This is a genomic window from Chryseobacterium sp. CS2K3, assembly GCF_059515185.1.
Map to the genome: position 1 here is coordinate 323,657 of NZ_JCAKRW010000004.1, position 18,856 is coordinate 342,512.

The 18,856-nt window shown below is 33.9% G+C and carries 23 protein-coding genes and 1 tRNA gene; 18 read left to right on the forward strand and 6 right to left on the reverse strand.

What is annotated here, in order from left to right; translation table 11 throughout:
• Positions 1-2 precede the first annotated feature (2 nt).
• Genes AC5YGG_RS08895 through AC5YGG_RS08915 form a run of 5 tightly spaced genes read left to right on the forward strand, consistent with a single transcriptional unit; the run spans position 3 to position 5,799 of the window.
• Positions 3-3,605, forward strand: coding sequence for a response regulator (locus AC5YGG_RS08895; RefSeq protein WP_496144158.1), 3,603 nt, complete (start codon positions 3-5; stop codon positions 3,603-3,605).
• Positions 3,606-3,619: 14 nt separating this feature from the next.
• Positions 3,620-3,985, forward strand: a complete 366-nt coding sequence (locus tag AC5YGG_RS08900) for a response regulator (protein ID WP_496144159.1) — start codon at positions 3,620-3,622, stop codon at positions 3,983-3,985.
• The gene (locus AC5YGG_RS08905; RefSeq protein ID WP_496144160.1) at positions 3,986-4,816 is read left to right on the forward strand and encodes a CheR family methyltransferase; all 831 of its coding nucleotides are present in this window, start codon (positions 3,986-3,988) and stop codon (positions 4,814-4,816) included.
• Positions 4,817-4,827: 11 nt separating this feature from the next.
• Entirely contained in the window at positions 4,828-5,397 is a 570-nt protein-coding gene (locus AC5YGG_RS08910) for a chemotaxis protein CheB (protein WP_496144161.1), read from the forward strand.
• A 30-nt stretch (positions 5,398-5,427) separates the two neighbouring features.
• Positions 5,428-5,799: a response regulator gene (locus AC5YGG_RS08915; protein ID WP_496144162.1), complete on the forward strand. Its 372-nt coding sequence runs from the start codon at positions 5,428-5,430 to the stop codon at positions 5,797-5,799.
• Positions 5,800-5,849: 50 nt separating this feature from the next.
• On the opposite strand, the gene AC5YGG_RS08920 is transcribed toward AC5YGG_RS08915, so the two are convergent.
• Positions 5,850-6,137, reverse strand: coding sequence for a hypothetical protein (locus tag AC5YGG_RS08920; RefSeq protein WP_496144163.1), 288 nt, complete (start codon positions 6,135-6,137; stop codon positions 5,850-5,852).
• A gap of 315 nt (positions 6,138-6,452) precedes the next feature.
• Between AC5YGG_RS08920 and AC5YGG_RS08925 the strand changes: the two genes are divergently transcribed.
• Positions 6,453-6,632 (forward strand): DNA polymerase ligase N-terminal domain-containing protein, encoded by a 180-nt coding sequence (locus AC5YGG_RS08925; protein WP_496144164.1) that lies wholly within the window; start codon positions 6,453-6,455, stop codon positions 6,630-6,632.
• 154 nt (positions 6,633-6,786) lie between these two features.
• A complete protein-coding gene (locus AC5YGG_RS08930; protein WP_496144165.1) occupies positions 6,787-7,656 on the forward strand; it encodes an AraC family transcriptional regulator in 870 nt (289 codons plus the stop codon).
• A 348-nt stretch (positions 7,657-8,004) separates the two neighbouring features.
• Here AC5YGG_RS08930 and AC5YGG_RS08935 read toward each other — a convergent pair whose 3' ends face one another.
• Positions 8,005-8,181, reverse strand: a complete 177-nt coding sequence (locus AC5YGG_RS08935) for a YodC family protein (RefSeq protein ID WP_496144166.1) — start codon at positions 8,179-8,181, stop codon at positions 8,005-8,007.
• A 145-nt stretch (positions 8,182-8,326) separates the two neighbouring features.
• On the opposite strand from AC5YGG_RS08935, the gene AC5YGG_RS08940 reads away from it, so the two are divergent.
• Together AC5YGG_RS08940 and AC5YGG_RS08945 are read left to right on the forward strand one after the other, a co-directional pair.
• A tRNA-Ala gene (locus AC5YGG_RS08940) sits at positions 8,327-8,400 on the forward strand.
• A gap of 705 nt (positions 8,401-9,105) precedes the next feature.
• Positions 9,106-9,381: a winged helix-turn-helix transcriptional regulator gene (locus AC5YGG_RS08945; RefSeq protein WP_496144167.1), complete on the forward strand. Its 276-nt coding sequence runs from the start codon at positions 9,106-9,108 to the stop codon at positions 9,379-9,381.
• Positions 9,382-9,411: 30 nt separating this feature from the next.
• Here AC5YGG_RS08945 and AC5YGG_RS08950 read toward each other — a convergent pair whose 3' ends face one another.
• Positions 9,412-9,759 (reverse strand): winged helix-turn-helix transcriptional regulator, encoded by a 348-nt coding sequence (locus tag AC5YGG_RS08950; protein ID WP_496144168.1) that lies wholly within the window; start codon positions 9,757-9,759, stop codon positions 9,412-9,414.
• A 126-nt stretch (positions 9,760-9,885) separates the two neighbouring features.
• On the opposite strand from AC5YGG_RS08950, the gene AC5YGG_RS08955 reads away from it, so the two are divergent.
• The 4 genes from AC5YGG_RS08955 (at position 9,886) to AC5YGG_RS08970 (ending at position 12,562) form a co-directional block, all read left to right on the forward strand.
• On the forward strand, positions 9,886-10,680 hold the full coding sequence (locus AC5YGG_RS08955; RefSeq protein WP_496144169.1) for an SDR family oxidoreductase: 795 nt from the start codon (positions 9,886-9,888) through the stop codon (positions 10,678-10,680).
• Between the two features lie 9 nt (positions 10,681-10,689).
• Positions 10,690-10,980, forward strand: coding sequence for a DUF1330 domain-containing protein (locus AC5YGG_RS08960; protein WP_496144170.1), 291 nt, complete (start codon positions 10,690-10,692; stop codon positions 10,978-10,980).
• Between the two features lie 27 nt (positions 10,981-11,007).
• Positions 11,008-11,331, forward strand: a complete 324-nt coding sequence (locus AC5YGG_RS08965; protein WP_496144171.1) for a nuclear transport factor 2 family protein — start codon at positions 11,008-11,010, stop codon at positions 11,329-11,331.
• A 196-nt stretch (positions 11,332-11,527) separates the two neighbouring features.
• Positions 11,528-12,562 (forward strand): serine hydrolase domain-containing protein, encoded by a 1,035-nt coding sequence (locus AC5YGG_RS08970; protein ID WP_496144172.1) that lies wholly within the window; start codon positions 11,528-11,530, stop codon positions 12,560-12,562.
• A gap of 93 nt (positions 12,563-12,655) precedes the next feature.
• Here AC5YGG_RS08970 and AC5YGG_RS08975 read toward each other — a convergent pair whose 3' ends face one another.
• Positions 12,656-13,339 (reverse strand): hypothetical protein, encoded by a 684-nt coding sequence (locus AC5YGG_RS08975; protein WP_496144173.1) that lies wholly within the window; start codon positions 13,337-13,339, stop codon positions 12,656-12,658.
• A gap of 368 nt (positions 13,340-13,707) precedes the next feature.
• Between AC5YGG_RS08975 and AC5YGG_RS08980 the strand changes: the two genes are divergently transcribed.
• Positions 13,708-14,076 carry a hypothetical protein gene (locus tag AC5YGG_RS08980; RefSeq protein ID WP_496144174.1) on the forward strand — a complete coding sequence of 123 codons (369 nt, stop codon included), beginning with the start codon at positions 13,708-13,710 and terminating at the stop codon, positions 14,074-14,076.
• A 36-nt stretch (positions 14,077-14,112) separates the two neighbouring features.
• Here the strand turns inward: AC5YGG_RS08980 and AC5YGG_RS08985 are convergent, their stop codons facing one another.
• On the reverse strand, positions 14,113-14,748 hold the full coding sequence (locus AC5YGG_RS08985; RefSeq protein WP_496144175.1) for a hypothetical protein: 636 nt from the start codon (positions 14,746-14,748) through the stop codon (positions 14,113-14,115).
• Positions 14,749-14,900: 152 nt separating this feature from the next.
• On the opposite strand from AC5YGG_RS08985, the gene AC5YGG_RS08990 reads away from it, so the two are divergent.
• The 3 genes from AC5YGG_RS08990 (at position 14,901) to AC5YGG_RS09000 (ending at position 16,339) form a co-directional block, all read left to right on the forward strand.
• Positions 14,901-15,473, forward strand: coding sequence for a C40 family peptidase (locus AC5YGG_RS08990; protein ID WP_496144176.1), 573 nt, complete (start codon positions 14,901-14,903; stop codon positions 15,471-15,473).
• Between the two features lie 33 nt (positions 15,474-15,506).
• Complete coding sequence (locus AC5YGG_RS08995) at positions 15,507-15,833, forward strand: LytR/AlgR family response regulator transcription factor (RefSeq protein ID WP_496144177.1); 327 nt, start codon at positions 15,507-15,509, stop codon at positions 15,831-15,833.
• 107 nt (positions 15,834-15,940) lie between these two features.
• Positions 15,941-16,339, forward strand: a complete 399-nt coding sequence (locus AC5YGG_RS09000) for a DUF2255 family protein (protein ID WP_496144178.1) — start codon at positions 15,941-15,943, stop codon at positions 16,337-16,339.
• 230 nt (positions 16,340-16,569) lie between these two features.
• Here AC5YGG_RS09000 and AC5YGG_RS09005 read toward each other — a convergent pair whose 3' ends face one another.
• A complete protein-coding gene (locus AC5YGG_RS09005) occupies positions 16,570-17,757 on the reverse strand; it encodes an MFS transporter (protein ID WP_496144179.1) in 1,188 nt (395 codons plus the stop codon).
• 88 nt (positions 17,758-17,845) lie between these two features.
• On the opposite strand from AC5YGG_RS09005, the gene AC5YGG_RS09010 reads away from it, so the two are divergent.
• A complete protein-coding gene (locus tag AC5YGG_RS09010) occupies positions 17,846-18,694 on the forward strand; it encodes an AraC family transcriptional regulator (protein ID WP_496144180.1) in 849 nt (282 codons plus the stop codon).
• Positions 18,695-18,856: the final 162 nt, after the last annotated feature.

Consider the following 18,856-nt stretch of genomic DNA (forward strand, 5'->3'; position numbering starts at 1 on the left):
TCATGCCGAGAAAAATTATACGAAATCTTCAGGTTGGGATAGGCCTTTCCCTTCTGATTTTAATAGCGAGTTCAGTAGCGTCATACTGGAGTATTCAGAATCAGATGAACCACCGTGAAAGTCTTTCCCAAAGCAGACGTTCTGTGACAGCTGTGAAAGATGTGTTGGTAGCCCTGCTGGATGCCGAAACAGGAAACAGAGGGTATCAGCTGACTGGCAGAGAAGACTTTCTTGAACCCTATAAACGAGGAGTAAGAGAATATTCTAAAGCGTTAGTTCTGGCAGAGTCATTAGGAGTACAGGATAAAAACCAGCAGGAAAGATTAAATGAATTAAAAACAGCAGTAAGCCATGTAATGGTTAATCTGAAAAATCTGGTTGAGAACAGACGGAAAGGAGTTGTGATGACCCAGGGACAGATTGTTGCCAGTAAAGCTTATATGGACGAATGCCGCAAAATTGTAAAAGATTTTGTACAATACGAAGAGAATCAGGTTGAAATTAAAAATAAAGATTTAACACGTTCCTCAGAAACAACGGTCATATTTATTGTTTTCTCTGCGCTGGCCGCCGTAGTGGTAACCGCATTTTTCTATTTTAAAATGCGCGCAGATCTTATCAGAAGAGATGAACTTGAGAAGATGCTGAGAGATAAAGATCAGGAAATGACACGCCGTGTAAGTGCCATTCAGAAAATTGCAAACAGAGTAGCCAACGGTGATTACAGTGAGAAAGCAGTGGATAACGCAGAGGATGATCTTGGTGGCCTTGTAGAATCACTGAATCATATGACTGAATCCCTGAAAACATCTTTTGATAAAATTAATAAAAGCGACTGGCGTCAGAAAGGCCTTGCATTACTGAATGAATCCCTGGTTGGAAATAAATCAGTACAGGAAGTCTCTAACAGGGCTTTACACCAGCTGATTGAATATGGAAATTGTATCAACGGTTCATTATATCTTTTTGATGAGGGTATTCTGAAGCTTAATAAAGCATTTGGATTAGAAACCAATATGAAGAGAACTTTTGATCCCGGAGAAGGAATGGTAGGACAGGCTTTCCTGAATGCTAAAACCCAGGTATATAATAATCTTCATGAAGAAGATTTTGTTGTAACCTTTGCCAGCAGTACCATTAAAATCTATGGCATAATTCTGATACCCATTTTCGCAGATGGACATGCAATAGGAGTTCTTGAATTGGGGTCTACCTCCAATTTTGAAGAAGACCGGATCAGTTATTTTGAAGAGTGTTCCGTGAATATAGGAATAGCACTGAATGCTGCCAAAGGAAGAGAAAAAGAACAGCAGCTTCTGGAAGAGACGCAGGCTCAGTCTGAAGAATTACAGGTACAGCACTCCGAGCTTGAGAATCTCAATACTGAATTGGAAGCCCAGACACAAAAGCTGCAAGCCTCGGAAGAAGAGTTAAAAGTACAGCAGGAAGAATTAATGCAGGCCAATGCAGAGCTGGAAGAACGCTCACGATTACTGGAAGAAAAAAATCATTTAATTGCAGAACGTAATAATGAGATCCAGAAAAAAGTAGAGGAACTGGCACTTAGCACAAAATATAAGTCTGAATTCTTAGCCAATATGTCCCACGAATTGAGAACTCCTCTTAATTCAATCCTTCTTTTATCAAGATTAATGGCTGAAAATCCGGATGAAAACCTTAATGAAGACCAGATGGAATCTGCCAGGGTTATTCAAAGCTCAGGAACAAGTTTATTGACATTAATAGATGAAATTCTTGACCTGGCAAAAATAGAATCCGGCAAAATGACGCTTGAATATCAGGAGGTTGTTATTGAGGATATTGTAAAAGATTTAAAAAGTCTTTTCAATCCGGTATTTCAGGAGAAAGCACTTCCATTCAATATTCAGATAGATTCGGATGTACAGAAAGTTATTGAAAGTGACCGTCTTAAAATTGATCAGGTCCTAAGGAACCTGTTGTCTAATGCTTTAAAATTTACAACAAAAGGAAGCATTGATTTACACATAAAAAAACATTCTGAAAAACCTGAGTTTATTGTATTCTCAGTAAAAGATACCGGTATCGGCATTGCAGCAGATAAACAGAAAATTATCTTTGAAGCCTTCCAGCAGGCTGATGGATCTACAAAAAGGAAATTTGGAGGTACCGGTCTGGGACTTTCAATAAGCCGTGAAATTGCAAAACTTTTAGGGGGGGAATTAGCCCTTGAAAGTGAAATAAATAAAGGCAGTGAATTCAGTTTTGTGATTCCTGTACATCCCGTTACTGACATTGCTCATTCCGAAACTGACCAGGATCTGGTAGAGATTATCCGGGAAGATGTTGAAGAAATTCAAAATATTCTTGATGAAGGAAATTCTAATCAGGTTAATACCTTACAAATTCCTGAAGATGTGGAGGATGACAGGGATAATATCCAAGAAGGTGATAAAATCATCCTTATTATCGAAGATGATACTAATTTTGCAAAAGCATTACTGAAATACGCCCATTTACAGGACTATAAAGGGATAGTCGTGGTGAGAGGTGATTACGCTCTTTCTGCAGCTCAACAGTATCATCCTCATGCCATTTTACTGGACGTTCAGCTTCCTGTAAAAGACGGATGGGAAGTGATGGATGAACTGAAATCGAACCCTGATGTGAAGCATATTCCTGTACACATGATGTCTGCTCTTCATGTGAAAAAAGAAAGCCTTATGAAAGGTGCTGTTGATTTTATTAATAAGCCGGTAGCTCTTGATAAAATGACTGATGTATTCAGGAAAATTGAAGAAGCATTACAAAAAGGACCTCAAAAAGTTTTGATTGTTGAAGAAAATGCCAAACATGCCAATGCATTGTCTTATTTTCTGAGTAATTTTAATATTTCCTTATCGGTGGAACATAATGTTGAAGATAGTGTAAAAGCACTTACTTCAAATCTTGTTGATTGTGTAATCCTGGATGTTGGGGCTGCAAAAGGCAATGATTACCATATTATTGAATCCATCAAAAGCTATCAGGGGCTGGAGAATCTTCCAATTATTATTTTTACTGAACATCATTTATCTAAAGAGGAAGAACTTAAAATTAAACAATATGCAGATTCTATTGTTGTAAAAACAGCACATTCCTATCAAAGAGTTTTGGATGAGGTTGGTTTATTCCTACATCTGGTAGAAGAAAAAAACGGATCAACGGAAAATAACAGAGGCAGGATGCTGGGGTCTTTAACAGAAGTTCTTAGTGGGAAAAAAATACTTATTACTGATGATGACGTACGTAATATTTTTTCTTTAACAAAAGCACTTGAAAAATATAAAGTTGAAGTCATTGTAGCGATGGACGGTAAACATGCCCTTGAGCAAATTAACCAAAATCCTGATGTAGATATTGTTTTAATGGATATGATGATGCCGGAAATGGATGGGTATGAAACCATTAAGGTAATAAGGAAAATGCCGGCATTTAAAAAGCTGCCTATCATAGCGATTACTGCCAAATCGATGATTGGTGAGCGTGAGAAATGTATAACAGCAGGAGCTTCTGATTATATCTCAAAACCAGTAGATATTGATCAGTTATTATCGCTCCTTCGTGTTTGGATGTATGAAAGTTAAAAAGATAAATTCTGATGAATAAGAAAATCTTAATTGTAGATGATGACCCACGCAATATATTTGCACTGAAATTAACACTTAAAGCGCGTGGATATACAGTTGAATCCTGTACAATGGCTCAGGAAGCTTTAGAGATACTGAAATCTGATGCCCAGTCGTATATTGTACTGATGGATATGATGATGCCGGGAATAGATGGGTATGAAGCAGTCAGGATGATAAGAACTACTCCCGAAATAAAGCATGTTCCTGTAGTTGCCGTAACTGCACAGGCAATGCCTGAAGACCGTCAGAAATGTGTAGAAGCAGGAGCAGATGATTACGTATCAAAACCGATTGATGTTGATCTTTTAATAGTAGCAATAGAAAAAATTTCATAGATGCTGGAACCAAGTATCGTAAAAGATGAAGAAATAGAATATCTGATCAGAGATGTTTATGATCTTTATGGCTATGACTTTTCTGGATATAGCAGAGCTTCCTTTAAAAGAAGAGTAAACCGCATCTGTCTGTTGGACAGGTTTACAAGCTTTGCAGAGCTTAGATATACCATTATCAATGATATTGAATATCTAAAACGTTTTGTAGAGGAAGTTACGGTGAATGTTACAGAAATGTTCAGAGATCCCTCTTTTTTTAAAACATTAAGGGAAAAAATATTACCACAGTTAGGCACCTATCCGCTGATCAGGATATGGGTTGCAGGCTGTTCAACGGGAGAAGAAGCTTATTCTGTTGCGATTCTACTGAAAGAAGCCGGACTTTATAATAAGTCACTGATCTATGGTACCGATTTAAATCCTGCTGTTCTTGAAAAAGCAAGAGCAGGTGTATTTCCCTTGCAGCAGATGAAGCTTTATTCAGAAAATTATATGCTTTCCGGTGGAATAAAAGATTTTTCTGATTATTATACCGCCAATTATGACAGTGTGCGGTTTGATAAAAGCTTGCAGGAAAAACTGATTTTATCCACTCACAACCTTGTATCAGACAGTTCCTTTAATAGTTTTCAACTGATTATATGCAGAAATGTACTGATTTATTTTGACAGAGATCTTCAGGAAAGGGTTTTCAGGCTTTTTGATAACAGTTTAGAGAATTTAGGCTTTCTTGCACTGGGAGCAAAAGAAACCTTGCGATTTTCTGCCATTGATAAAAATTATCATCAGATCGAAGATCAGAAGATCTGGAAAAAAATTGATCATCATTAATGTCTGATGCTATGAAGTCACAAAGCAATACGAAATTAATTGTTATTGGAGGATCAGCGGGAAGTCTTCAGGTTATTATTGAAATGATTAAAAACCTGGATGATACAATTGATATTCCTATTTTACTGGTCATTCATCGTAAAGCGCAATCCGGGGATATTCTTAGGACCTTACTGCAGCAGTTTACAAAAATATCTGTTGTGGAGGTTGAGGATAAAACTCAGCTTGAAGAGAATACGATATATATTGTTCCTGCCGATTATCACTTACTGTTTGAAGATAATAAAAATATGTCCTTAGACAGTTCTGAGAAAATGAATTATTCGCGCCCTTCCATAGATGTTACCTTCAGATCTGCAGCAGAGATTTACGGGGAATATGTAATTGGTGTTCTGCTGTCGGGAGCTAATGCTGATGGAGTGGAAGGATTAAAGTATATCAAAAAACATCATGGAAAAGTATGGATTCAGGATCCTGAAACCGCAGAAGTGGAATACATGCCCAGGCATGCTATTGAAGAAATTGACTATGAACTGATTATAACACCCGGTACTTTAGCGAATTATATAAAGCAATTATAATATTTAAGAATATAAATAATCATAAACAATATGAGTAAAAAGAAAATTTTAATTTTTGATGATGATACAGCGATCTTAGAAGTGATTACCATCATATTTGAAGAAAACGGATATGATGTCAAAATCTCAGAAACATCACATGATATTATTGAGAAAGTAGCCGATTATCAGCCGGATGTTATTCTGATGGACAACTGGATCCCAAAAATAGGAGGTGTAGAAGCTACAAAACTTCTTAAGAGCACGGAAGAATTCAAGCATATTCCGGTAATTTATGTCACCGCAAATAATGATATTGTTGCCTTAGCATCAGAAGCACAGGCAGATGATTATGTTTCAAAACCATTTAATTTAGATGACCTTGAAAGAATGGTAGAAAAACACATCAAAGAACAGGTCTGATTAATATCAAATATTTTAGCGATAAAATCTCTCAAAATCTGAGAGATTTTTTATTTTTCTTTAAGGCATGTTATAATCTGTTTTTTCGTTACTGAACGCGTATTAATTCCCTGAATTAAAGAAGATAACAGAAGGTATAATGAGGGATTTATCATGATAGTGTCTGAAAATGTTTTTACAAGTATTAATTTTTTTGAAACAACATTCTGTACAACCACATATTCATTTTTAACATTGATATCAGTATTCAGCTCCTTTTTAATAATACAACTGAAGTATTCATCAATTAATTTTTTATCGTTGTTTAAATGTAATGGTTCGGCTTTTATTCGGTCCATGACAAATATTTTAATTGTTTATTTCTAAACAATTTTTATGCCGTAATAATATTTGATTTCACTTAAATAATATAGTCATTTTGCTAAGATTTAAGTAAAAGTTTTGAGTTTTTATGTTGTGACGTTAATTCATTTGAATGCATATGCAAATTTTCCTTTATAATATTGGTATATTTGTAGACTATTATAAAGTGAATTAATTATATATTTATTAAAGATTTTATCAATGTGTTGCATGAATTGGAAACAGAAATTCAGGCTTGTCCGGTTTTTATCTAGAAATTATTAATGAGAATGGATTTTCGGTAAGAAAAAATGTTCAAAAAGAAGATACAATTAAAGAGCTTTATTGGAAATTACGGAGCTGGGCAGGTGGAGGTCTGGGATAGCGGAACTTATGAACCTCTGGAACAAAACAGTAAAATTTCGGATGAAAAAGAACTGATTAAAGAATTACATTCAGGCTCTATAAAATTTGTTCTTCATGGTAAATAACTGAAAGGAACATTGATCCATTATATGAAAATTTGAAAATTTAATGAAAAAAGTACATTAGTAAATATTGAGTTTCACTTTATATGCTCCTGTTTTTTTAAGTTAAAATATTTTTTTGTTTATTAGTTGTCTAATTGTAGGTAAATAAAACTTTATGAATGATTTTAAGATCGAACCTTTTCTGCATAGTGAGAACAGTCTTCATTTTATCACAACAAAAGGAATATCGGATCTTCTCCTAAGTAGACCTAACCAGCTTTTTCAGCCACATAAAATATTATTTAACTGCATACATCTTTTTTGTGAAGGGGAAGGATCAATCAATATTGATTTTAAAAAGATCAATATTAAAGAGAAACACATTTTATTTGCATCCCCGAATCAAATCTGCCAGTTCAATACCCCTGTTGATTATAAAAGTAGAGTAATGATCTTTACTGAAGATTTTCTGTGTCAGAGCAGTTCCCAAACTCAGTTTTACGGTGAAACTAATTTATTTAATGATCCCCTGAATATCGCATATTTCAATTTGGAAGATCGATTTGAAGAAGTATTGTTTTTATTCAACTGTATACAGAAAGAATTGATTAGACCATATAGAGAGATACAGAATACTATATTAAATAACTATTTGTTTAATATCCTGCTGATTGCGGAGGATGTATCGACAAATTCTAAAATTAAACTGGATTTTTGTGGGGATAAACTTTTAGTTTCCAGGTTTAAATCTTTGGTTAATAAAAAGCTTAACCAACATCTAAGCCTTGATTACTATAGCAAGGTATTAAATATAAATCTTCGAACATTACAGAGGACTTTTCTTAAAGTAGAAAAGGAGACACCCAAACAGTGGCTAATTAATAGAATGATATTAGAGATCAAAAGGAATTTGACCTATAATGAATTGAGTGTTAGTGAGATTGCGTATTCGTTAGGATTTAAGGAACTTACTAATTTTACAAAATTTTTTAAGGCAAAAACAGGGATGACTCCAACACAATTCAGGAAATCGCTGAAAATCTAGTCATTCATACAATAAATTCAATTTAATAATTCCAGATATTGCTAAAGTTAAAGCACAGAAATATAATAAATCATTTCCTGCAATCTGCGAAGATTTTAATTTTGCCAGATTTTCAATACCAAGCAAAACAGATAATCTAAAATAATTCTTAAGAAAATAGATTGTGGTTGTAATTTATTATCATTTTTTTTCGTTTTTCTATCATTATAAATGAACTGTTGAACCTATTTTTGCAATTCGAAATAATTTTTTTCACCATTTGTGTTTTTATCTCCGGTCCTGCCGGAGATTTTGTTTGTTTGAAGAATGCTTATAAATAAGACAGTTCTTAAGGAGACTGGTACGATATTACTCTCTATCGTATTTTACTAAACTATCTCTATGAAATTCACCAACTTGTAAAATTTCCTGAGAAAACCAGATACATTCAAAATACTCAGGACTTCTCATGCCTATGTCATTGATTGTCATGATCGTTCTCGCATCTGATTTTAAGTAAACTGTGTCGCCTATTTTTAATTCCATGTGTTTTAGTTTAAAAGTTGATATCAAATATAAGGAAAACTGATATTATCCAATGATCAATCTTTTATAAAGTCTTGAAAATAAATTTTTACACAAAAATACTTGCATATATCTTATAAATACTTACTTTTGTATCGCTTCATACGGGGGATTGGCGCAGTTGGCTAGCGCGTTTGACTGGCAGTCAAAAGGTCACGGGTTCGACTCCCGTATCCTCCACTTTTTAAACAAAAGAGAATTTGTAAATTATTGAAAAATAAATAATTACATTTTCTCTTTTTTTGTTTTTTCTATCCTAAACTACCTGAATCTTTGAAAAAAGCTTTTTTATGGATCAAGCCCAAAAGTTGTGGGGCTTAGAATATTTAGATCAGTTTAATTTTAAAATTTAACGCAAAGGATTTCTATTATCTGGTGTTTTATTTTAGGAAGCAAAGCTTGAATCAATTATATTGATTCTTTCTAAGCGTACGCGTATCTACATAGCTTCATCAGCGACTTTTGTCGCTTTCTTAGCTCCCCATCATGTCTTTGCGTTTAAATAAAATTTAAGTATAAAGCTTAGAGGAGTAAAAAGATAATTTATTTTCTTCTTCAGATTAACGAAACTTTTTGCGTAGCCCCCAACTTTTGCTCCTGATCCTTTTTTATACAATGGTTGTACGATTCCTTAAGCATAATTAGTAGGCTTTATTTTATTTGAAAAACATCTATACAACTTGTTAATAGATAGAAATATAAAATCTGGAACATAATACCAATGCATATTACAAATAATAATTCCTACTTCATTCATTCTTAAATCACTCATATAATAAAAGAGGTTAATCGTAGTTCTGCTACAATTTTTAAAATTTAGTTTCAAAAATCTTTTTTGATATTGTTTTTTATCTAAATTTAGTGATATAAAACACACAAATCGTCATGAAAAAAAATAACTCTAATGCCGAGAAAATTTCGGATAATCATATTGCAGGCATTAACCGTGTGGTGAAGCTTGATATTGTGATTGACGGAAAACCTATCAAATACTTTAATCAGCTTCGGGAATTGGAAGAGGATAATATTATTGAGCGAACTGTCTTTGCAGAAATTCCGCCTAGAGTTGAATATACTATTTCTCCATATGGTAAAACAATGTTACCTTTGATTGTTTCCATTCAAAAATGGGGTTTGGAGGATATGGAGAAAAAGAAATAATACCTTGGAGAAAACAGATAGATGAATATTTTATTTCAAAATTACTTTCCTTAAGCGTTCCTGATGCTCATCTCCCCAGTTTCCTAATGTAGAAATGACAGGAATTAAGGTCTTTCCAAATTCAGTAAGATTATATTCCACTTTAGGCGGTACAACAGGATAAATGATTTTTGTAACCAATTCATGTTCCTCCAATTCTTTCAATTGTACATTCAAAACTCTACGTGAAGCATCTGGTATTTTGCGCTGCAATTCACTCGGACGTTTATGTCCCTCATTGATAAACCATAGTAAACGCATTTTCCATTTACCATAGAGAACTTCACCAATTAAGTCTAAACCACAATTCAGGTTTAAAGGAATTTTCTTTTCGTACATACCTCAAAATTAACTCAATGTTCTAAAATGCACAATAGGTGATAAATTTATCCCTATGCAATTCGTTTTTCCGTACTTGTATAAACTGTTGATACTTCTGAACTTTGCCCTAAAATATTTCAATAAATGGAACAGATATTTGATTTCAATAATGAATTATCAGGCAAAATTGCTCTGGTAACAGGGGGTACAAAAGGTACAGGAAAAGCAATCGCTGAGCGGTTGCTAAATGCAGGAGCAACTGTGATTATTACAGCAAGAAATACGCCTAAACAAACCAACGATAACTTGCATTTTATTGCTGCCGATCTCAGTCAGTCTATCGGAACACAAAAAGTGCTTTCAGAAGTTCTTCAGAAATTTGGAAGACTGGATATTCTTGTCAATAATCTTGGGGGTTCAGATACCAAAGGCGGAGGCTTTTCCGTATTGAGTGATGAAGATTGGGAAAAAACTATTCATACCAATCTTCTTGCACCAGTTCGTTTAGACAGAGGCTTTTTGCCACAGATGTTGGAGCGAGGAAATGGTGTTATTATCCATATTGCGTCTATTCAGGCAAGATTACCTTTATATGATGCTACATTACCTTATGCAGCCGCCAAAGCCGGATTGATCAATTACAGTAAAAATTTGTCAAATGAAGTTTCTCCAAAAGGGGTAAGGGTCTTAACCGTTTCTCCGGGTTGGATACAGACAGAAGGCTCAGCGGGTATGATGCAGGAAATTGCAGAGCGAACAGGAGTTACCATTGAAGATGCCATACTGCAGGTCATGCAAAGTTTGGGTGGTATTCCTTTTGGAAGACCTGCAAAACCTGAAGAAGTTGCCGAATTGATTGGCTTTTTGGTTTCACCACGAGCAAATTATCTTACAGGAACGGAGTTCATTATAGACGGAGGAACAATACCAACCATATAATATAAAATTATGTCAGCATATATCATATTTACCAGAATCAAAACAATAGAACAAAGTGAGCTAGAAAAATATTGGAGTCTGGTTCAGGAAACAATGAAAGGGCATCCAATAGAAGTATTGGTACCTTATGGAAAGTTTGAAATTCTCGAAGGAGAACAAATTGAGGGAATAGTAGTTGCCAAATTTCCGGATATGGAAACCGCCAGAAAGTGGTATTTAAGTGAGCCTTATCAGAAAGCCACCAATTATCGAAAAATAGGTGCTGTTTATAACGGAATTCTAGTAGAAGGGATCGCGTAGTATAGTAACAATCAAAAAAATAGAAGAATGAACTTACCAAAAATAATAGAAGACTTAGTAAAAGCACAAGATAACTTTGATGCAGTTGCTTATGCTCATTGTTTTTCAGAAAAAGCAATTGTGTTTGATGAAGGTAAAACATACAATGGACGAAAAGAAATTGAACAATGGATATCGTCTTCAAATGAGCAATACAGAACAGTAATGAAACCCGTCAGTATGAAAATAGGAGAGAAGGAAAGTGTTTTGAAGGCAGAGATTTCAGGCACATTTCCAGGAAGTCCCATTGTATTGGATTATCATGTTAAAATTGTTGATGATAAAATACAATCGCTGAGAATTTCGATATAATAGAAATGGCTAAATGTTAGTATAAAAGGATAATATAGAATTTTGACAGCAGAAAGGGATTATATTTGTATTCCTAATTGAACCAAAAACTATGAAAACCAAATTCCTTTTTATTTTCTTGATAATATCGCAATTATGTTCTTCGCAGCAAATAAACCAGATAAGTACTAATGATTCTGCTGACAAAATAAAAAGTATGATCGATAGTACCCTGAATAAAATGATCAAAAAGCCACTTATCCATTCAGCTTCTATAGGGATTGTTTATAAAGGAAATAAAAGTATTGGACATTATGGTGAGCTAGAAACAGGAAAGAATAATCCCCCGGATAATGAGACCATCTATGAAATTGGTTCCCTCAGTAAGACTCTTACAGGAATGCTGGTTGCAAAAGCAGTAAGTGAAAAGAAATTGAAGCTTGATGATTTACAAAAATACTTAGAAGGTCATTATCCCAATTTACAATTTAAGGGATCTCCAATAAGAATAAAAGATCTTCTTTCCCACACCAGTGGTCTTCCCAATATGCTTCCTTCTGCGGCAAATGTGATTCTTCAGGATTTTCCAGCACATGATACACCAAAGAAACTCAATGCATTATATACAAGTTACGGGAAAAAAGATTTTTTGCGTGATCTTCATCAGGTGAAAATAGATACGTTGTCAGGTTATAAATATGCTTATTCAAGTGCCGGAACCCAACTTATTGCTTCAGTTTTGGAGAACGTTTACAAAACAGATTTTGAAAAACAGCTCACAGATTATGTATCTCAAAATTTAGGGATGAAAAATACCAAAATCCGCTTAACGACCCAAGAGCTGAAAAGACTTGCAGTGGGCTATCATAGTGATAATCCCGTACCGACATCAGTCATGCCCCTATTGCCTTGGGGTGCGTCTGGTAATGTAAAGTCTACTACGCCAGATATGTTGAAGTATATGGAATTTCAGCTTAAAAATGATAAAGTAGTTGTGGAATCCCATCGGACGATAGTAAAATTTGATCCAGAATACAGTATCGGATACTTTTGGAACATCATCACGGACGATAAAAAACTGGGAACATATTACTTCCATCATGGTGGGGTACCACGTTCACAATGCTATGTCTACATCATTCCTAAATACGAGCTAGGGGTATTTATTATTACAAATCAAAGTGGTAATGATACAGCTTCGGTAATGGACGAGGCATTAAAGGAAATATTTGAAAAAATCGTTATGATGTAGAAATCTGACTTTAGATTATACACGAAGAATAGATGCTGTAAACAGACAAGAAAATAAAAATAGCCATGTATATGATTGCATGGCTATTTTTTATTATAAACTTCTCGAACGGGCAACTGAAAGTAAATACACTAAATGAGAGTACATACTACGCTTTACAGACTCTATTTTTACATTACCCGTGGATGGAGTGATGGTGGTCACCAGATCAGCGGTACATTGTCCTGCAAAATCTCCACTCCCTTGATATCGTGCCAAATTAGGACTTGGATGATGAATGATCGGATAACTTGGAGGAACCTGATTAAGAATAGGTGTTGTATTGATGTATCCCTTATTATCTATATAATTGGCTCTCCATATTCCTGAGAAATTACCATTTCCCGAAAGAATTTCCTGTCCTACTATAATTTGAGTATGGATAGGAGTTTCAAAATTAGTACATGACGTGTAATGATTGATGGAAACAGTACATGAAGAAGAATTATCAGCAGGCTGAAAACATTTTCCTTCATAGATTACAGCCCTTTGTTCAGCAGCAGATGAAGAATTATTTAATATAGCTTTTGGAGATAAAATTTCTGATGGTGAGATTAATGTCAGTTCCCCCTGTGTGTCTGCTGTAACAATCATTTTATCAGGATTGGATAAATCTCTTACTCTTAAAGAGCCATTCACATCTAAGGTTTTAGTAGGAGTGGAGGTATTAATCCCCACTTGTGCGCTTACGCAACTGCAAAAAATAAGCGCTGATAACAAAAAAGGCTTTGTTTTCATGGTAATATTTTGAAATACGATTAATTTTTCACTAAGGTAAGAAATATTATTGAGCATAGAAAATATGAGTATTAAATATGCTTAATGTTATTAATTAATATTATGAATTTGATTAAATAGCGAAAATTTTACACTAAATGTTTTAATGCCTATTCCGAGTTTTTAAATTCATGAATTTGTTTGGGAAATATTTGTATTTTAGACAGAATATGTTTGTTTTTAATAAATATATTGACGTCTAATTAAAATTCAGATAATTTGAATTAAAAAATTAGTAGATTTGCACGGAACAAAAAATAAATACATTATTAAACTCATTCTCTGTAAGAGGAGATAACAGGATTTTTGGTTATAAAACTACTGAAACTATGAAGAAACTTTTTTTACTTTTATTAACAGGATTTTTATTTATCGGTTGCAGCTCTGATGATGAAACTATTTATGATTATATAGGAACATGGTCAGGAACATATGAAGGTGCTGATAAAGGAGTCTGGAACTTTGTGGTAGACAATACAGGTAAAGTGTCGGGAACAATGCATTCCGAAGTTAGTAATGACAATTATAATATTTCCGGGAGCTTAAATAATACAGGAGATCTTACCGGAACAGTAGGATTACCGTCAAAAGGAGAGTTTAAAGGAAAATTGAATCCAGATAAAAATGGAAACGGAAGCTGGTCCAATTCACTTCCAACCCCTGCACAATATGGTACCTGGAAAGGAACAAAGAAATAAAAAATAAAAAGTCTGCAGATTTGCAGACTTTTTTATTTATAAAAACCCCATGTGGATAATTTCATTTTTATGATTCTTTAATGTAACAAAATACAAGATCAAATCCTCCTTTTCGAAGTGTGATTTAAAAGGAATTCGTTGTTGATCCACAATAATTTTCTCTTCAATATATTCAGTATTATAGCCTTTCACATCCAATTTTATTGTAGAAAGGACAGCTTTGTCTGCAATCTCAGTATTTTTTATCCAAAGATTCTGATCCCGAATTTCAATATCGTCTACCAGATTTTCTATTTCCCCGAATTGAAATTCTCTGAGTAGCTTTTTCCCGGTTTCAGTTTGTAATCCGTTTCCAACCGTTCGCTTTCCCCGTTCAGAAACAGCATCCAAATCCTTTATTTCAGTCATAAGCTTCGCAAATTTCTGATAGAGTAGAGGATCACCGACTTCTTTAATAGATGCGGAAAGACTGGCTCGTATAATTTTTCCCACTTTAGAACAGTGCCCGAACTCAGAACTATTCTGCCTTACCTTTTCATAAGAAGGATCTTTTTTGAAAGCCGTTTTATTGAACCCGCTTTTCTTCCGAACAACATTTTTACCATTCAGATTATAAAAAACAAGGTCACCTACAGCCCCTTTGATCTTAATTATACTTTCATATGTTGCCATATTGCAAAATTGAAGTCAAATATAGCAATAAATAATGTAAACCAAAATTTTAACATATATTTATCATATAGTTGTAGTATAGTTTTATTATAATTAAAATATAAAATGTATATTTGTGCATCAATCGTTAATAGGGTAAAAATCAGAGGAATATGAGATCGGGATTATTGAAAAATAAAATAAGTATAAAGCAGCTGTCTGTTTTACTGATTGCGTCTGCTTTTGTAGTGTCTTGCGGAACATCCAAGAAGGTTTCATCCGGCAAAAAAACAGGAAATAAGACGGTGACAAAATCTGAAAACCTCAGAAAGCTTGATTCAAGATTTGATGGAAATGTCCCAAGATCGATCAATGATATTTTAAAGGATGCAGAAAAGTATCTGGGCACACCTTACAAATTCGGAGGAAATACCTCAGCAGGTTTCGATTGTTCCGGATTTACGGTGAAAGTATTTGAAGAAAACTCCCTTGACCTTCCAAGAAGATCCTCCGATCAGGCTGGAACAGGCAAAAATATTGATATTGCAGAGGTAAAACCCGGAGACTTATTATTTTTTGCAACAGCAGGAGGAAGCAGAGTTTCCCATGTAGGAATTGTACATGATATCGGTCCGGACGGCGAAGTGAAATTTATTCATGCTTCTACATCCAAAGGTGTTATTATTTCCTCACTAAACGAAAAATACTGGAATAAAGCCTATCTTCACGCTCAAAGAGTGTTATAAATAAACAATAACCAACCAATGATTTAAAGTCTGATGGAAAACAGAACATTTGCTTTTATTAAGACAGATAAAAAATTAGTGAAGATTTTCTTTAAAGACATTAATTTCATCAAAGGGTTGGGAAATTATGTGGAAATACATATTACAGATCAGAAAAGATATATTTATTACAAAACACTCAAAGATTTGATTGAAACTCTTCCTAAAGAATTTATGAGGGTTCACAACTCTTATATTGTTAATCTGTCCAATATTCAATCTTTCGAAAATAATCAGCTTTTATGCGGAGAGTTAAAAATAACGGTTGCTAAAAGCTATAAAGATTGTCTTCTTGAAAGCCTTGGTAAAATGATGCTTTAGATCATTCACATTTACAAAATATCCATCTGCATATTATTTCTGATCATCTGTATAAAAAAGTTTTTATCTGGTTTTTCTTGTTCTAGTTTTACTAAAAACTTATCAGGATGAACAAAAACAAAGCATTAAGCTGTATCAAAGAAAATAATCTTATCGGTATAAAAGCCGGACTTCATAGACTGACCTTTCTGGAGATCTGGATGGTTGTTGTAGAAGACAGAATTTTTGCCAGATCATGGGGGCTTGCAGAAAAAAGTTGGTATAATACCTTTTTAAAGAGTTCAGAAGGGCAAATTCAATGTGGAAATACTGTTTATAATATACAAGCTTTGATTCCTGATGATCTGGATCAAATTACTGATGAAATTAACAATGCATATATAGAAAAGTATAATTTTGAAGATAACAGTAAATATGCAATAGGTATTACTAAAGGAGATCATATCGGGAAAACAATGGAATTCATTATTGATGTAAAGACAAATGACCCCAATATTTTTCATTAATAATTACAAATACGTAAAATCTTATTATTGACCTTTTAAAAGAATATTATAACTGTAAAATTCTTAAAAAGAAAACATGCTGCTCAATAGCAACGGGCTTTAGCCCATGACAAAATATATTAAACATTCCATTGGTTTTAGACAAAACCTATTTAATAATAACAAAACAATCCATCTTTATGAGATGGATTGTTTTCATTTAAAATATAATTTTTTATACAATTAATCGGTTAGATATTTTCACACGCTGATGTTGTAAATTCTTCCTGACTGATTTTTTCCTGCTCTGCAATCTTTTTGGGAAACGAAAAAAAACTTAGAAAAAAAGTTGCTACAAGAAGCAAAATACTCACAGAAAGAATATGTTGTACTCCATAATACGAACTTACAATTCCGCCCAGAAATGCCCCTAATGAAATTCCGATATTAAAAGAAGACGTAAGCAAGCTGTTTACAAATTCCAGTGCGTGATGAGGAATATTTTGTGTAGTTCTGATATTTGACACCAAAAAACCACCTGTATGAATCATTCCCCAAAAAGATACAATAATGACCATAGCAATAAAAGTTCCTCCTAGTAGGTAAGCCAGAATTTGTACTGTAATTAATAATAGTAAAAACAGTCGTGTTGTTAGTTTTACATTTCGGTTTAAAGCAATTCCCATAAGCCAGTTCCCAAGAGTTCCCATCCCTCCGAAAAGAAGCAGCATAATACTGATTTGAGCACCGTCCATTCTGGTAATTTCTTCAAGATAAGCAGTGAGATAGGTATAGCTGGAGAACATAGCTGCCAATGTCCCAATGGTAGAAATCAGGTTAATCCACAAAAGAGGATTTTTCAATATGGTTAATTGGTTTTGTTCAGATTTTTCTTTTTCTGCTGGGATAGAGGGGATGAAAAGCAATAATCCCATAAATGCAATTAAACTGATTGCACTGCTTAGAAAAAAGGAAGCTTTCCAATCGTGAAAAAGATCAGCCGCATAAGTGGTCATTGGAATACCGAGAACGGTAGCAAGACTTAGCCCGAGCATTACAGTAGATACTCCTTTTGCTCCCTTTTCTTTAAATGCAATGGCAATGGAAATATTCCAGAACAGCGGATGTAATATTGCCGGCAATATACGCGCTATCATCAGCATGGTAAAGTTCGTAGAAAAAGCAGATATAAGATTCGAAAGTACAAATATGCTCATCACAAGGCATAAAAGAAACTTACGGTTTATTTTGGAGGTAAATGACGTAATAAAGGGTGAAGAAACAGCCACTGTTATTGCAAAAGCACTCAGAAGCCATCCTGCAGCATCAATAGATACTCCGAATTGACGACTGATCGTAGGAAGAATTCCCACTACTCCAAATTCAGTGGTAATAATTCCAAATGCTCCTAACGCCAGTACATAAATTGATCTTTTCATTAATTCTTAAAATTTTGATGTAGCAAATTTGAACAGAAAAAATGTAAATAATCAGTATATTTTAATGATAAATAAGTATTTTTGCTCTATGAAAAGAGAGAATATAGATCAATTGGTAAAAGTAGAGTACCATCAGACCGATAGATGTCCTTTAAAAAGCAATCAGTTTTCATTTTTTCAGATTGTATATGTCATTTCCGGAAAAGGCTTTTTTACGATAAATGATAATCTGGCTTCTTATGGTAAAGGCAGTCTTATTCTATTAACACCCAATGATCAGCACTCTCTGGAGATAGAAGAAAAAACCGAACTTCTTCTTGTTAAGTTCAGTGAGCTCTATGTTAAAGATTATAAATGGAACAGCATTGATTCCATAGGATGTTTACTGTATGGAGCATCTTACCTTTCCGGCTGTATACTACAGAATAAGCCCGATATTGTTTTGGTAGAATCCATTGTGAAATCACTTTTGCATGGCATCAATTATCCTGATCTTTACCAACAGGAACTGACCCTTCATTACGTGAACGCACTGATTGTAATTGCTGCCCGAAACATTTCTAAGATGCGGACAGAAAATATAGCATCCAATGCCGATAAAAGAATACTGGATATTATCAATTATATTCAGGGAAATATCCATGATCCGGCTCTGTTAAAAGTTTCTGTAATTTCCCAAAAATTCGGGCTTTCCGAAACTTATCTTGGAAGCTATTTTAAAAATCAGTCTGGCGAAACAATCACCCATTATATCTTAAATTATAAAATGAGACTGATCGAACATCGGCTGCTCTTCAGTGATATGAGAGTGAATGAGATTGTCACAGAATTTGGATTTTCAGATGAAAGTCACCTCAATAAGTTCTTTAAAAAACAACATAAAATGAGTCTGACAGAATTTAAAAAAGCAAAAGGGAAGCTGAAATCAATAGTTTAAATGAATGATGTATAATATATATAATTAACAGGTTATAATATTTTATTAAATTTTAGTTTAATAGAAATAGACTTTAGCCTGTTTAATAATTTAAATACATATCATTGGCTTTAGCCGGAATTTAAGAAATAGTTGACGGTGTAAAATCACTCATTCAAAATT